The organism is Gudongella oleilytica, assembly GCF_004101785.1.
GTDB classification, from domain to species: domain Bacteria; phylum Bacillota; class Clostridia; order Tissierellales; family Tissierellaceae; genus Gudongella; species Gudongella oleilytica.
Window position 1 is genome coordinate 351,041 of record NZ_CP035130.1, and the last position, 16,881, is coordinate 367,921.

Here is a 16,881-nt window from a genome sequence, read left to right on the forward strand (position 1 = left end):
AAATCATACGAGGATGTGAGAAAATGAAAAAGAAGCTTGTTATGATCGCAATACCTGCAGTAACTGTGTTGGCAGCCATGGGATACTTTATGAGCCTGAACGTTGCTGTCGAAGTGAACACTTCAGCGGCTGTAAAGGGCAGCATAAGCGAATATGTTGAAGAGATAGGCGAAGTTGACCTTCGAAATAAGGTGAAGGTAAATTCTCCTGTAAGCGGGGAGGTACTTGAGGTTCTTATTAGTTCAGGAGACGTCGTCGCTGAAGGAGATTTGCTTATTAGACTGGATGGTACCGATGCTGCGAGACAGCTTGCAGAGCTTGATGCCCAAATCCTCGCTGCTCATGCGCAGCTAAATGATGCAAAAAGAACAGGAAATTCTGATGCCATAAAAAGTCTGGAGCTTGACATAGCGAATCTTACATCCCAAATCGCTGAGGATGAGATCAAGCTTAAGGATATGAAGGCCTTGTACGATGCTGGAGCAATTAGCCAGGAAAGCTATAGAAGCTTTGAAAGAGCACTTGAGGCACAAAAACTCAATCTGCAGAAGCTGAGGCTTCAGTTAAACCAACTGAAAAGTCCTGTTTCGCAAAATATTGTCGCTCAGTTCGAGGCACAACTAAAGCAGCTTCAGATACAGAGAGAATCGATGGTTGATTATCAGGGTGACTTTGTCATAACCGCAAGTATCCCAGGGACAGTAATGAATCTGCAGACCGAAAAAGGGGACTTCCTTCAACCAGGAATGACGGTACTTGAGATTGGAGATATGGAGAAACTATTTATTACAGCTGATGTACTTGTCGGAGATATTGCAGGGATAGAAGAAGGGACCAAGGTAGAAATAAGCAGCAAGGATCTTGGTATTGACAATATTACCGGCAAAGTGACTATGATACACCCAAATGCCTTTACAAAGTTTTCCGATCTTGGGATCGAGCAAAAGAGGATAAGAGCTGAGATTGATTTTGAGGACAAGCCTGAAAATATCAAGCCGGGGTATGATCTTGAGCTGAAGCTTATTCTTAAGGAAAGTGACAACACCCTTATCATCCCTGAAAACTCAGTTTTCAAGCTTGACAGTAAGAGCTTTGTGTTTATATCAGATAACGGCACAGCAAGACTTAGAGAGGTCGAAACAGGAATTAAAAGCGGAAGAGATATCGAGGTACTTTCAGGTCTTCAGGAAGGTGAGTATGTTATTGAGTCTCCGGATGAAGAACTGGAGGAAGGGAAGAAAGTAAAAGCAATGAACAATGATTAAATGAACGATGAACAATGGAAATTTGAAATTCACAGATCACGATTCACAATTTAAACAAGAACGAAGATCCTTCACTTGCGTTCAGGATGACAGAAAAGTTGATGCTACTGAAATATTGTCATTCTGAGCTATAGCGAAGAATCTTTTTTGTAATTTACTAAAAGCTGGCAGAGAACAACTGAAATCTAACTGTCTTTTCGATTATCGCTTAACGTATATCGTTTAACGCAAGACATTTGGGATGACAAATAAATAATTGTGATCTGTGAATTGTGCATTGTGAATTAATAAGCTATAATAAAAATTACCGACCGACCATTCGGTTTTTGACTTTGAAGGAGGATTAGATGATGAAAAATATTATTAAAAAAGGCCTTCTTGCATTTAGCTTTGCAGCAGCTTTGGCCCTTTCAGGCTGCAGCACAGAGGTTGCAGAAGAGCCCAGGGAGACCTACACTCCCGTCGAGATTGAAACAACTGAGCTTGGCACACTGGAAAGCACCGTGACCTTAAGCGGAAGACTATCCGCCAGTGAGGAGGTGTCCCTGTTCCCGAAAGCACAGGGAGTTGTCACGTCAGTCAATGTTAAAATCGGAGATGCAGTAGAAGAGGGCACAGTACTATTCACAATAGAGCAGGACGATTACGCAAGGAATACTGAATCTGCACTTAATTCGGTTCAATTGGCTCAAAAAAGTGTGGATCAGGCTGCCAATGGGCTGAACTCTGCAAAGATCAATTTTGAATTAAATAAGGAGAAGATAGAAAACGCAATGCTTAATCTGGAAAGGACAAGGGTCCTCTACGAGGAAGGCGCAGTCTCAAAGAGCCAGCTTGAGCAGGCAGAGCTGTCTGCGAATGCCCTTAACCTTGATGTCCTGAAGGCTCAGGTTACTCAGGCAGAGATTGCATATCAGCAGTCACTTTCTCAGCTTGAGCAGGCAAGAGTAGGCTACGATCAGGCTCAAAGCGGATTGGAGAACACTATAGTCAAGTCACCAATAAAGGGAACAGTATCTGCCCTTAATGTGGTCCAGGGTCAGATCGCCACAGGCGCACAGGTTGCTGCAACAGTCGTTGAGACTGACAGAGTGTTTCTCAAGGTAAACGTGGTTGAAAATATTGTAACCAAGCTCTCAGCAGGACAAAAAGCACTTATTTCAGTCCCGTCTGTATCCGACGAATTGATCGAGAGCACGATAGAATACGTAAGCCCCACAGCTGATCCGAGAAGTCAGCTGTATTCAGTGAGGATATATATAGACAATCCTACAGGATCAATAAAGCCCGGTATGACCGGAGAGGTCACTTTGACTCTTGAGTCCGTAGAAAATTCAATAATAGTCAAATCCGATGCAGTTCTTTATGATAACGGAGAGACCTATCTATTCGTGGTTGAAGGGGACAAGGCAGTCAAAAGGATAGTAGAAACTGGCCTTGACACTGGCGATCATGTAGAGATAAAGAGCGGTCTTAAGGCTGGAGAAAAACTAATAGTCCAGGGGCAGCATTACGTGGCAGACGGTGGCGAAGTGAAAGTTGTAAGGGGTGAATAGCTGTGAATCTATCCAAGTTTTCAGTTAAAAAGCCCGTTACAATTACGATGATAGTGCTTGTGGTTGTACTTCTAGGTGCCATATCCCTCACCAGGCTCCCCATAGACCTGTTTCCCGAGATTGAGGTCCCTGTCGCTATAGTATCCACAACTTATTCAGGGACAGGTCCTGAGGAGATGGAAAATCTTATTACAAGGCAAATTGAAGGAGCAGTGGCTACAGTAGGGAACATCGATACGGTAAGCTCCATTTCCTCTGAGGGAAGCTCCATCGTAATAGCACAGTTCAACTTTGGGGTGGACATGGATAATGCAGCTCTTGAGATGAGAGAAAAGGTAGACCTTGTTAAAAGCTTCCTTCCTCAGGATGCAGAGGAGCCTATGGTTCTTAAGATTGACCCTAACGCTATGCCGATAGTCCAGATAGCACTCACCTCATCTGGAGACCTTGCAACGCTTCAGGAGCTTGCAGAGGACACCTTCAGCCAAAGGTTTGAAAGGATCGACGGTGTTGCATCTGTCGATATAAGCGGAGGCTACTCAAGAGAGATAGAGGTAAGGGTAAGTGAAGGCCAGCTTTCCGGGATGGGTTTATCCATCAATCAGCTGTCGCAGCTTATTGGAGCCTCCAACCTGAATTATCCCGGTGGAAATGTTATGAAGGGGGATCAGGAGCTCTCAATAAGAGTCACAGGAGAATTTTCATCAGTTGAGGAAATTCGCAGCATGCCTATTACTCTTTCAACAGGGGATGTAATAAGGCTTGGAGACATCGCAGAGGTTGAGCTTGTAAACAGAGAATTAAATACCATTGCAAGGACGAACGGGCGTGAAAGCATCAACATGTCCATCCAGAAGCAGTCGGGTAGAAATACTGTTGAGGTAGCTGAGCTTATACACGATGAGCTTGAGAAGCTTCAAAGCGATTATCCCGAGATAGGCTTTCAGGTAGTAATGGACAATTCCCTTTATATAACACAGTCGATAAATACGGTGGCCCAGAATGCGATCTTTGGTTCTATACTTGCCATCGTGATCCTTTATATTTTTCTAAAGAATTTAAGGACTACCACCATAATAGGGATATCTATACCGATATCTCTGATAGCGTCCTTTATACTCCTGTACTTCAATGGGATCACACTAAACCTCATGACCCTTGGAGGGCTGGCAATGGCTGTGGGTATGCTTGTAGACAGTGCCATTGTAGTACTTGAGAACATATTCCGTTTCCGAACGGAGGGCATGTCGAAGTATGACGCTGCCATTAAGGGAGCATCCGAGGTTGGAATGGCTATAACAGCATCTACCCTTACAACAATTGCGGTTTTTATACCAATAGTATTTGTTGAAGGCTTCGTTGGAACGATATTTAGGGACTTTGCCCTGACTGTAACGCTGTCATTGGCTGCATCTTTGGTTGTTTCACTGACGCTTATCCCAATGCTGTCGTCTAAGATCCTTAGCGTAACTGAAAGCACCGGGAAAAAGAGAAAGCTTGAGAAGCTGTACAATTTGTTTGACAACGGCTATGAAAAGCTTGAAAACAAATATAAAAGCCTGCTTGAAAAGGGTATCGAGAACAGGAAGAAGACGATACTCATTGCAGTTGTAGTATTTGTACTCAGTATTGCAAGCCTAGCAGTAGTAGGTATGGAATTTCTGCCCACAACTGATGAGGGAATGATATCCATAAACATCAGGCTGCCCCTTGGAGCAAGTCTTGATAAGGTGGACGCTCTATCTGCAGAGGTTGAAGAGGCTATTTTTGATCTTCCTGAAATAGAATCCATGGCAGCCAACGTAGGTGGCGGAGGATTCATGATGGGTAGCGTTATGGGCGGAACCAGCAACAGCTCGAATATTTCTTTGATGCTGTACCCGCTTTCTGAAAGAGACAGAAGTACCTCCGAGGTAGCAGAGGAGATAAGGACGAGAGTAAGGGATATTCCTGGGGCAGAAATATCTGTAAGCGAGACCTCCAATATGGGAATGATATCCTCAGGTGCACCCATAAGCATAAGCATAAAGGGACCGGAGCTTGATGTACTTGGAACAATTTCAAATGATTTCAAGGAAATGATACAGTCAGTTTCCGGCACACGAGAGGTTTCAACCAGTGTAAGCGATGCTGTGCCTCTGGTCCAGGTTGCTGTAAACAAGGAACAGGCTGCAGCCTATGGACTTACTGCAGCTCAGGTGGCTACAGGAGTAAGAAGCAGCTCTGCAGGTACCACAGTATCAAGGTTCAAGCAGGGAGGAGATGAAATAAGCATTGTGATAAAGCCAATGGAGGATGTAACCGAAAGCCTGAATACCTTCTCCCAGCTTCAAATATCCTCACCTACCGGCGCAAACATACCCTTGAGCCAGCTTGCAGACATAACCATAGAGAGGGGTCCGACTGCTATAAACAGGGATAATCAGGAGAGAGTAGTTACTGTAACAAGCCAGATCATAGACAGAGACCTTAACTCCATAGTGCAGGATATCGAGGCAAAGTTTAAAAACTACGATATGCCCGAAGGCTACAGCTACACCATAGGTGGAGAGAATGAAGAGATGATCGATGCCTTCAGTCAGCTTGCCCAGGCATTAGGACTGGCCATAATCCTGATCTACATGGTCATGGCAGCTCAGTTTGAATCTTTAATATATCCGTTCATAATAATGTTTACGATACCACTTGCTTTTTCGGGAGGAGCACTTGGATTGTTCTTTACCGGGAGATCTCTTGGAGTTACTGCCCTTATAGGTGTAATAATCCTTTCAGGTATAGTTGTAAACAACGGTATAGTTCTCATCGACTATATTAACACTTTAAGAAAAGAAGGGATGGACAGAAAGGAAGCTATCCTTAAGGCTGGTCCGGTAAGATTGAGGCCGATCCTTATGACCACATTGACTACTGTACTAGGTCTTATACCAATAGCTGTTGGAATAGGTGAAGGAGCAGAGCTTATGGCTCCACTCGGGTCTGTTGTAATTGGAGGACTCACTCTTTCGACTGTTTTGACTCTTGTGCTTGTGCCTGCAATATATACCTTATTAGATGACTTGTCGATAAATCTTAAGCAAAGGTTTAGCAAGAAATCCTCTAATGCAGAGGAGGTGCAGCATGAGTAAAATTGGAGATATCAGGAAAAGAGAGATAATTGAAGCTGCAATAGAGGTGTTTGGGGAAAAAGGGTTTCATAGGTCAAAGATGGGTGAAATTGCAGTAAAGACTGGGATTGGAAAGGGCACCATATACGAGTATTTCAGCAGCAAAAAAGAGCTATTCGAGGAAATGTTCAAGTTCATAGTTGATGGTTACTTCAAAGGTGCAAAGGAAATATTCGACGGCACTGAGTCTGTTAAGAGCAGACTAATAAAGTTTTCAACCTATCATGGCAGATTCATGTGGTCACATTATGAGCTTGCTGAAAATACTCTCAAAGGTTCAGAGCCTGTTTCTGAAGGGATGAAAGTCTATCTTTGGGGTAAGAAAAAAGAATTATTTGAAAGTATTAAAGGTATGCTCGAGGATGGTATACAAAAAAAAGAACTAAAAGAAGGATCAAATAGTGATGAAGTTATATGTATGCTCATTGGTTCGATCAGCCAAGCATATGCTCACGGCTTTCATAAGGGCATCAAGGACCCGGATAAGGTCGACCCTGAGCCAATGATCGAGTTATTGTTTAGGGGAATAGGGAGAGATAATAAACAATGATGGAATGAACAATGAACAATTAATATTCAATTCACAAATGACAATGCACAATGAGGAGGGTATTTCTGATCGATTGCGAAGAATCTATGGTTTCGCCATTCTAAACGATAGTGAAGGATCTTTAAACTGTGACCGTGCTTTGTGCATTGTGAACTGTGCATTGTGCATTGTGAATTGATTTTCCGGTTACAATTCAGTTACAATCTCATTTTCAACGGCTTCACGCTTTGACAAAACAAAGTCAAGGGAGTATGATATAGTTAAATACAAAGGGAGGGAATAACCATGAAGAACAAGAAATTCAGAAAAATTGCCATACTGGTTGCAGTAATGATGCTTGTAATGTCATTCTCATCCACTGGTTTTGCAAGCTGGCTGGATCAAACGATAAAGGCTTCCTACAGAAACATCTCTGTATATGTTAACGGTACAATGAAGCAGGCAAAAACAGCAACTGGAGCTGTAGTAGAACCATTTATAGTTGATGGAACGACTTACGTACCATTAAGAGGTATCGCAGAAATGCTTGGTTATCAGGTAAACTTCAATCCCAATACTTACAGGATTGATATTACTGGAGTGGATATCTCCGCATTAACATCACAGTTGATACAAAAGGATGCAAGAATAAAAGAACTTGAGACACTATTGGCGAACAAAACAACCTATAGCTTGACAGATATGCAGGAAGATTTGGTTGACAACTACACCAGATTTACCAGAAGTGTGCCTATAGATGATATTTTGGTAAAAGGTAAAACAAGCGATATTGAGCTCCGAGTATATGTATATTTGGAGGATCAAACAGATCTGGATGCATGGTATGATGCTTATGATGATGGTGATGTAAAGACTACACTTCAAAAAATGGTAGATGATGTTCTTGATGAGTTCCCTGATGCCAAAGTATCCGGTTATGTACAAGATGATTATGATGACACAAAATTAGTATCATTTACTGTTAATAGGGGAGTAATTAGTTTAAGCAAGACTTCAACTACCGTCAGCACACTTGCTGATTTGGAAGATGCACTTTATGATGAATTCAAGGGCTCCTACGGCATTGAAGATTTTAAAATTGGCGGGACTAAAAGCGTTATAGAGGTAGACGTATTGGTTGATTACGATGATTGGAAAGCACTGTCTTCAACTAAAAAGACAGAAGCCAAGAATAAAGTTATGGATTTCATCGAAGATTCATTCCCGACAGCGGGGATAGACGGTCTTGTGATATCGAATGATTCCTATAGTGAAACCCTATCCTCGTTTAGCAACTAATCAAAATATAAGGAATCCAGCTTTTTCAGCTGGATTTTTTTCTGCAATTTGCAACAACAAATCTATTAATGGGTATGTAATGAAAGTAGGGAAAAACTGAGGAGGCGATACGATGAATAGAAAAATTCTTTCATTTGTGCTGGCGCTTGTTATGGTTCTTGGAACCTTTGGTACAGTCAGTGCAGCTACTGGAAATGCCAAGGTCGATTGGCTTATAGAGGAAGGGCTTGTAACAGGGGATGCAGGAGGCTACAGACTAAACGATCCAATAAGAAGATCTGAGGTAGCAGCTATGACTGCAAGAGCGCTATTTGCTGAAAGTACAGCAACGCTGCTAAAACCGATCCAGGGTCAATTCTCAGATGTGCCTGTAAACCATTGGGCTAATGGCTATATCAATTATGCAGCAAGCCTTAACTTTGTAAATGGTTATCCAGGTGGCACCTTCAGGCCCGACAGCAACATTACCTATGCCGAGATCATAAAGATCATGGTCATGGTAAATGGCGATGTTCCAAATGTAACAGGATATACCGGAGCATATTGGTCTACTCCATATATAACCAAAGCAATAGAGGTTGGCATTATGGAAGGGGTTGTCATACCGAACAACGATTACAATGCAGCTGCAACAAGAGAAAAAGTATTTGAGCTGGTATACAACACTGTTATGCGTTCAATCCAGGCCAACAGAGAGGTTTACGAAGCAATTGTAACTGAAAATGCAAGAGTAGCTGATCTTGAGGATGATGAATTAACAGTTGTCGTCTTAAAAGAAGGGAACAATTCTCCGGATGCAGAATTGAGATACGAAAAGGGTGACGAGATCGAGGTAACGATACCCACAACCATGGATTCTGAGAATCTTTTAGGGAAGGTCGTAGAACTAACAATAGATAAAGATAACAATGCAACAAAAGCAATAATTAACACTGACTACGAATACTATATTGGACCATTCGTAGCAGAAGAGAATCGGATAATGTTAAATACTGGCGACGAATTCGATGTTGAGCTTGAGCCAAGGTCATCAAATAGATTTGAGATGCTCTACGGAGTATACCACAATGATAAAGCCTATGATTATGAGGATTACTTGAATTTGGACAGTACGAATGACAATAAATACACTGCAGAATTTGCAAGAGTAACAGTCAACGATGATGTAGTATTCTTTATAGATGCCTTTGAATTCGATGATATTGCACCTGTAACCAAGGTGGAAGAGGATGGAGAAGAAATTTATTATCTTGACGATAAAACTGATGGCTCAGAGAAGATATTTACTCTTGACGGAGTATTCGGCTATCAAAATTCTATGTTCATGGTAATGGGTCTTGACGAGGTTGAGGCTGATGATGTGATCCATGTTTATGGCGATTATGGAATCGTAAGAAAGGATGCATTGAAATCAGGAGAGTATGACAGAGTACTTCAATCAGGCGGTGTTTATTATGCCGATATTGATGGCAGCAGATACCAGATGAGAAACAGTACAGCCAAGAAACCAGTGTATTCGATGGATGGAATAAACTACTTTACTCTTATTGACAGTCTTGCAAGCGGATATCTCGAGGACATTGAGGACACAGATGTAACCTATATGCTGGACTTAAATGATTCACTTCAGTTGATATCCGGAGAGGTTGAGTACAGCGAAAAGGTGGTTCTGATTGAGGAAGTAGGTACAAGAGACATCAAGGTAATAAACCCGGATGGGACCAGGACAACCTATAGGGCGGACAGTGCAACAGATTTCGAAAACGAACTTGGTGCAAGTTTAGCTATTGGAGATTTCAAACGAGGTGATATCGCTTACTTGTTCTACGATGGAACAGATGTGGATAAACTGGTAAGACTTGCAACAGCCTCAAAGATTGATACTGATTCCACCTCAGTAAAAATATTTAGAAACAAGCTGGATATAGATATTGATAATTCTGAAATAGCTCTGACAGATGGAATATTCCAGTATAATTCATTAACAACTATGTTCATAGTTAATACTCAAGGCTTTGCAGTCACCAGAATTGAAGTCACAGAAATGGAAACAGTTCTTGAGATGGCTGATCCGGACAGCGGCTTAAATGCCTATGTAATAACTGAGGCTGAGTTCACTGCTATGGATGTTGGGAACGAAAGAAAGGTAGGCACATCAACTGGCTTAGCATATGTTATAGTGTTTACCGATTTTATTCCTTCAGATGACTTTGTCGAAAAAGAAACCTTTGAAGTGACTTTCACCTATAATCCAAGCAGAGATGATAGTATAATTGGTGATGACGTCAATGGAGATGAGGTTGAGTATGATGTAGCACCATTTGCAGCAATACCAGCACTCTCAGTGGGAGAAATAGTAACCGTGACACTTGAGGATGAACTTGTAATTGCAGTTGATGTAAGGATAGATGATGCGTCGGCTGAGTATGAGGTTGTAAGTGTAGATATGGCGGATGAGGAAATCATGCTCGATATTGGTGGAACTGATACAAGAAGATTCCTGTCAAAGGATTTGCTTATTTTTGGAGACACCAGAGTAAGGTCAGGCGATATGATATCATTTGATGTTAATGCTGACAATGAGCTTGAGGTCATATTAGTAATAGAATAATGGAATACAAAAATAGCTGGGGTTCCGGAACCCCAGCTATTTTTTTGAACACTAATTTTGATTTTCTTCCCTCAGCTTATAGTTTACAGCCATCCCTGATCCCAACAGTATCCAGAATACCGGTGCTACTGAGACAATGCTGTCATTTGTGAGGCCTGTAAATAAGTATACTATGACAGACATAAGGATTCCCAGTCCCGCTACATCAATGAAACCTGTATACTCCTTGCGGTTGATAAACAGCTTAAATCCGTCAATTACATAAGCTCCTGTTAACACAAGAAAAGCGATTAACGATGTAACGCCTGTATTTATCGCTATTTGAAGGTATAGATTGTGAGGTTTATCTACAACTGTGTTTAAATTACTAAAACCCAGAAACTTTCCTACAAAATCGTTATTTGGGAAGTGCAATGCATAAGTATCAGGTCCATGCCCCCATAATATTGTGTCCTTAAGCATTGGTATGGACCTTGACCAGATATAACCTCTGTTAGAAGCCATTTGTTCTCTTCCCTCAAAACCAAAGCTTGGTGCCTTGATATCATCAAGGAATTCCCCTCTATAGCCAAGTACCTTGATTTTGGTATCATTATCCACAACAAATCTAATAACTCTACTTCCACGGTTTGTGGCAACTGTTGAATCGAGGATTACATATCGTTTTTCCATTGTTTTAAGAGTAAAGGTGTGTTTGTTATATGGTTCATCAGCTACCTTGTATACATTGTCTGCGAATGTTGTCTTCAACAAGTTGTTATTTTCGTCATAGAATTGAAAACCGCTTTCTTCTGCAGCTATTTTAAGGGAATAGTCCTTAAAGTGAATAGTTGCAGTATTATCTTCCAATACTATATCCTTGAAATCAGCCTCATGTACTGTTGTTAGAGAGTTCAAGCCGGCCTTCAAGATATTCGTGTAGTACCCGTCCCTGGCTGTATTCACACCGAAGAATACTAATGCTAATGCAACAATTATTCCCAAGAATGACTTCCATCGCGTACGTATCTGAGTCCTGAAAAATATAAGAGCTAACAGTGCATAAACTGCAATACTGAACATCCCTGCTCTTGATCTTGATCCAAGAAGCATAAGGAATGAAGCTAAGCTTGTTAATATGAAGAATAGCTTGTACTTATCAGACTTTAGTAGAATAGCAAGTGTGCTATTTACAGCAAACACCAGACTCATGTAAACCCCTACATAGTTTATGTTGTACAGTGTACCATAAACGGTCCTTGAGCCTGCAAATGTAAAATTAAGTTCATCGGCGATATGTTCGTACCTTCCTGGGAGTATCAGCCTTTTTCCAAAGTCTGTCATAAAGAAGTCCTTATCCATAAACTGGGTGAGTCCAAGTATTGTCATTAGAATTGATGAAATTCCTAGCGCAACCAGTATTGATTTTAGCTGTCTTTCGTTGTCGATAGTGTTAAATGCCAGAAATGTCAAGGCAATATAAGCAGCCAAAACAAATAAGCCTTCATAGCGATCAACAAAGCCTGTGAGAGCAACACTCTTATACTCTGCAAAAAGGGTTGATAGCAATGCAAATACAAGATATGCTGCCATTAAATAATAGCTTTTAGTTTTTCTGATAAGTACGTTTTCGCTTAAAAATGCTCGGACTGCGTAATAAATTGATCCTAAAAGGGTTATTATGAGCAGCCACTGCATTTTAAAATAAGAGAAAAAGTCAAAATTCTCTTTTCCATTGGTGAACAACAACATCACATCGTCCACAGGAACTATCTTCAGGTAGACTATCAATGGAACTATCGAGATTACAAGGATTAAGGGCACTACCAAAGCCAAGTCATATTTTAACTTTTTTGAGGAAGATGATTTATTTTTCTTGCCCAACTCCATACCTCCAATCTTACTATTTACCAGATAATTATACCATATTATTGGTTGTGTAAAGTTATAATTCTTGAAACATCAAATTCTATAAAAATGGAGAGACCGCAGAAGCAGTCTCTCCATAATTACTTTATTAAATCGCTAATCTTCTTTTTTCTTAAGCAACAATCCAAGCCCAAGAAGTGCTGCACCTATTCCGCCAAGTGTAGAAGAATCAAATGTGCCGGTCTTAGGAAGTGTTGCTAATGGTATTACTTCTTCAACAACCTCTATAACTGGCTCAGGCTCAGGAGTAGGAGTTGCTTCAGGAATGGGTTCTACTACTGTTATTTCAAGAACCTCCGGTTCATTCTCCGGTTCATCCTCCGGTTCATCCTCTTCTTCCTCGTCATCGTCATCATCATCCGGTGGGAGTGGTCTCTCTCTGTTCACAAATTCAACTTCCTCAGAGGAACCATCTTCAATCTCGACCAAAATGTTATTTGGAGAGATCAAATTGAAATCATCGTCAATATTTACCTCTCTGACTCTGTATTCTCCATCCTCAAGATTATTAAATACAAGAGTGCCATTGCCCAGGATCGATCCAGAATCTATTGTTATCCAGCCTTCTCCAAGCATTTGAAGTTCGAAGTAGAATCTTGTATTGTCGCTGGTCATTGTACTACCTAACCTGTTTTGTACGATCTTAGCAACTTCAATTTCCCCAAGCTCAGCATCTGGAATTAATCTGTTCGTTACCTGAACGGTAACTATGTCATTTTCATTTGCTTCCTCAGGGAGTTCTATCTCAAGACCTTCACTAGGCAGAGATGATCTATAGCCTTCAGGAACATCTTCTGTAAGGGTATATATCCCTTCAGGTAGGTTTATGAATTCGACGATACCTGAAGAGTTGGTTGATTGGGTTAAGTCTTGCATACCCTCAGCTGATAATGTGAATTCAATACCCGAAAGATCAGGATCATCCTCACCAGTTATACTTTTCTCGACTCTTATTACACCTTTCCAATCATCAGGTATTGGTGTATTAGTAACTCTAACTATAGCATAGTTATCATTTTCTTCATCTGCATCATAAGGAAGATCTATAGTAAAACCATCAGGTATACTTGAAGTGTAACCCACGTAGTCATCTTCCTCCAGGAGGTATTCTCCTTCTGCAAGTCCTGTAAATTCTGCTTCGCCATATTCATCAGTTGATGCAGTCTCTTCATAATCGTTAGGTCCTGAAAGTGTGAACTCGAAGCCTTCAAGCAATTCATTAGGTGCCTGTACCCCTGGGATTGATTTGATTACTCGGATATTTCCTTCCCAGGGATCTCCAACCTTATTGATAAGCCAGATTTCGATTTCATTCTCGCTGTCTATTGTCACCTCATTGCTTATCACATCATGATTCTGATTTCCTGAATTCGCAAAATAGTAGTCGCTGAACTCAAGTTCAGGATGGTATGCATCAATTTCCTCCAAAGTATAGATTCCAAATGGCAAGTCCTCAAACACTACATGATCAGCAGGGTTTTTAATTGTAAGCTCTCTAACTTCACTGTCTTCGCCCTGTGGGCTTGTCAGTCTGACTTTAAACTCTCCATCGCCAAGATTTGCATCAACGCTGCCGCTAATTCTCATGATCCCTTTGTGGACCTTCAAACTTCCAAATTCCTCCTCCTCATCATCAATTAAGGAATTTTTAACGCTAATTTCTAAATAATTTTGGTTATCAGCAGCATCTGGAAGCTCGATTGTAATACCATTACCAAGGCTGCTGGTATAACCTTGAGGAACATTTTCTGTTAAAGTATAGGTCCCAGCAGGTACCTTCTCGAATACAGCTTCACCGTCGCTGTTTGTTGATTCATCAACTAAGAAACCTTGGCCATCACTTAATGTAAACGAGACCCCATAAAGTGGATGATCATCACCTTCTTCAAATGATTTTATTATCTTAATAGTGCCTTCCCAAGGCTCCTCATCCGTCATAGTGTAAAAGGATATATTGGAAATATCAGGGTTTCCACCAGGATTACTTAAACCTAAATTATCTAATTCTCCCCTGTAAACACCATTAAAATATACGGTGTCATTGTCGGTAGCCCCTTTAATTACAACTGCATATATGGGTGTTTCACTTTTAAAGCTTACGCTGATTGCACTACCCGTTACAGTTACACCGTTGGAGTTTCCCTCTGCTTCCCAGTCGTTTCCTTTCCATTCAAACTTAACAAGGAACTCATAAGGGTCTCCAAGCTCAAGATTACCGCCACCTGCTGCAGCTAAAGATACATGCATGCTTAATATCATTGATAAAGCTACAAGGATGGTCAGAAATTTTCTTATGCCTAGTTTCATGACTTTCTCTCCTTTCATTTTCATTTTTTAGTTTTGCAAATCATAAACAGTACACATTCATATACACCAACCCCTTAAATACAAAAAGCTGCTATCATACATAGCAGCTTGAAGGCGTAACAAAGAAAAAGCACGCCTCACTCTTATATTGCCTTGTTTTATTAAGTTTTGTTAGATAGTACAATTATATTTAAACAGGCGTAAGGCTGCTATGTAATAAACACAGCAGCCGCACGATCATTGCCTTAAGGCTTTAGATTCTGGCTTTGCGCCCCAGGCTTTCGCTTGGTTCGCCCTTTATGTGTCCCTTGTTCCTTATTTATACCACAGTAATAAATGGTTAAACAGCTTATCAAAAATGACATATTTCAATTATTTGTATGGTAATTGCTCTTTATTAGGGTATACAAAGAGTGTTAGAAATAATGATCAAAAAAAGGAGGAGAGCTAATGTTACGAAACAAAAGAGTAATAAGCTTTGCATTGTCATTTGTGTTATTGTTAGGACTTGTGCTGATTCCTGATCAGTTTGCATTTGCAGAGGAGGTGCAGACCCTTACGATAGTTCATGTGAATGACGTTCATGGCAGAGTAGAGGAAAATGCTGGCAGCAAGGAGCTTGGCTTTGCTAAGCTAAAGACCAAGGTAGATCTTCTTAAGGAAGAGGATCCAAATCTTCTGTTTCTAAATGCAGGAGATGCACTTCATGGTACTACAATCGTCAATCTGACAAGTGGTGAGCAGATGGTGGAGATCATGAACGCAATGGGCTTTGATGCAATGACTCCAGGTAACCATGATTTCAATTATGGTTACGAGCAATTGATGAAACTTAAGGGAATGGCAGAATTTCCAATTCTTGGCGCAAATATAGTCCATGAGGATAGTGGGGATTCAGATTTTGATCCTTACGTGATCTATACAATGGACAATGGATTAAAGGTTGGTATTTTTGGATTAGGGACCGATGAAACCAAATACAAGTCAAACCCTAAAAATACAGAAGGAATAGAATTCCTGGATGTTGTTGAAACCGGGAAGGAAATGGTGGATGAACTTGAGGATAAAGCTGATATCATTATAGCGCTAGTCCACCTTGGAGACGATGCTTCCTCTGTTAATACATCAGTAAAGCTTGCCAACGAAGTTGAGGGCATAGACCTTATAGTTGATGGTCACAGCCATACTCTTCTTCCTGAAGGGAATTTGGTTAATGGTACTCTGATAGTACAGGCAGAGTCATACACCAAGAATATTGGTATTGTAAAAATGGAAATAACTGATGGTGAGCTGACCAAAGCTACTGCCAGCTTGATGCCTTACGAAGAAGCTGCAACACTTGAAGCGGATGAGGAAATAGTCTCGATGATAGCAGAGACTAAAGCCGTAAACGACCCAATCGTAAGTGTTGTTGTAGGAAAGACACTTGTGGAGCTTGATGGTGTAAGAGAGCATGTAAGAGCTGGTGAAACAAACCTTGGAAATCTTATTACAGATGCCATGAGAATCTCTACCGGAGCAGATGTAGCTTTTACAAACGGCGGTGGTATAAGAGCATCCATTGATGCGGGTGATATAACCGTTAATGAAGTATTGACATCCTTCCCATTCACAAATACTCTGGCAGTAATAGATGTAACTGGTGCCGAGTTAAAGGCAGCAATTGAGCACGGCGTCAAGGATTTTCCTGCTCCTGCCGGACAATTCCCGCATGTAAGTGGAATGAAGTATACCTTTGATGCAGGCAAGCCTGCAGGGGAAAGAGTTACTGAGGTAATGATAGGTGATGAAGCCCTTGATCCTGCAAAGACCTACAAGGTTGTGACAAATGACTTCATGGCTGTAGGCGGTGATGGTTATACAATGTTTGCTAATAAGCCATTTGTTGGTGAAGGCGGATTACTGTCTGATGTACTAATGGAATACATTGAAGCTAATCCGGAAATCAACCCAGCTGTTGAAGGTAGGATCACAGCTATACCTGCTCCTCCAGCACCAGCACCAGAGCCAGAACCAGCACCCACACCTGCTCCAAAACACATCGAGTATATTGTAAAACCAGGAGACTGGTTGTCGAAGATCGGTATAAAATATGGTGTGGACTGGAAGGTCCTTGCTGAGCATAATAACCTGAAGAACCCTGACTTGATATTCCCTAACCAAGTCATAATGATACCACAATAGGATGTCTGATGTGCCCCTTCAAAAAATGAGGGGGCTTTTTTATTTTTTGGATAGTAAA

The 16,881-nt window shown here is 41.1% G+C and carries 9 protein-coding genes and 1 riboswitch; of the genes, 7 read left to right on the plus strand and 2 right to left on the minus strand.

The genetic code is table 11. The annotated features are described in order from the left end of the window. Positions 1 to 23: 23 nt before the first annotated feature. From EC328_RS01655 to EC328_RS01680, 6 genes are all read left to right on the plus strand, one after another. On the plus strand, positions 24 to 1,265 hold the full coding sequence (locus tag EC328_RS01655; RefSeq protein WP_128425187.1) for an efflux RND transporter periplasmic adaptor subunit: 1,242 nt from the start codon (positions 24 to 26) through the stop codon (positions 1,263 to 1,265). A 350-nt stretch (positions 1,266 to 1,615) separates the two neighbouring features. After that, positions 1,616 to 2,821 (plus strand): efflux RND transporter periplasmic adaptor subunit, encoded by a 1,206-nt coding sequence (locus tag EC328_RS01660; protein WP_128425188.1) that lies wholly within the window; start codon positions 1,616 to 1,618, stop codon positions 2,819 to 2,821. 2 nt (positions 2,822 to 2,823) lie between these two features. After that, a complete protein-coding gene (locus tag EC328_RS01665) occupies positions 2,824 to 5,946 on the plus strand; it encodes an efflux RND transporter permease subunit (RefSeq protein WP_128425189.1) in 3,123 nt (1,040 codons plus the stop codon). Next, a complete protein-coding gene (locus EC328_RS01670; RefSeq protein ID WP_164905996.1) occupies positions 5,939 to 6,535 on the plus strand; it encodes a TetR/AcrR family transcriptional regulator in 597 nt (198 codons plus the stop codon). Before EC328_RS01665 ends, EC328_RS01670 begins: the two co-directional genes overlap by 8 nt. Before the next feature lie 285 nt (positions 6,536 to 6,820). Continuing rightward, positions 6,821 to 7,813 carry a stalk domain-containing protein gene (locus tag EC328_RS01675; protein WP_128425191.1) on the plus strand — a complete coding sequence of 331 codons (993 nt, stop codon included), beginning with the start codon at positions 6,821 to 6,823 and terminating at the stop codon, positions 7,811 to 7,813. Positions 7,814 to 7,925: 112 nt separating this feature from the next. Next, complete coding sequence (locus tag EC328_RS01680; RefSeq protein WP_128425192.1) at positions 7,926 to 10,424, plus strand: S-layer homology domain-containing protein; 2,499 nt, start codon at positions 7,926 to 7,928, stop codon at positions 10,422 to 10,424. Positions 10,425 to 10,475: 51 nt separating this feature from the next. Here EC328_RS01680 and EC328_RS01685 read toward each other — a convergent pair whose 3' ends face one another. Continuing rightward, positions 10,476 to 12,287, minus strand: coding sequence for an O-antigen ligase family protein (locus EC328_RS01685; RefSeq protein WP_164905997.1), 1,812 nt, complete (start codon positions 12,285 to 12,287; stop codon positions 10,476 to 10,478). Positions 12,288 to 12,428: 141 nt separating this feature from the next. Next, complete coding sequence (locus EC328_RS01690; protein WP_164905998.1) at positions 12,429 to 14,639, minus strand: MSCRAMM family protein; 2,211 nt, start codon at positions 14,637 to 14,639, stop codon at positions 12,429 to 12,431. Between the two features lie 221 nt (positions 14,640 to 14,860). Beyond that, positions 14,861 to 14,944, minus strand: a riboswitch (cyclic di-GMP riboswitch). Between the two features lie 145 nt (positions 14,945 to 15,089). Between EC328_RS01690 and EC328_RS01695 the strand changes: the two genes are divergently transcribed. Next, a complete protein-coding gene (locus EC328_RS01695) occupies positions 15,090 to 16,823 on the plus strand; it encodes a 5'-nucleotidase C-terminal domain-containing protein (protein ID WP_128425195.1) in 1,734 nt (577 codons plus the stop codon). Positions 16,824 to 16,881 lie beyond the last annotated feature (58 nt).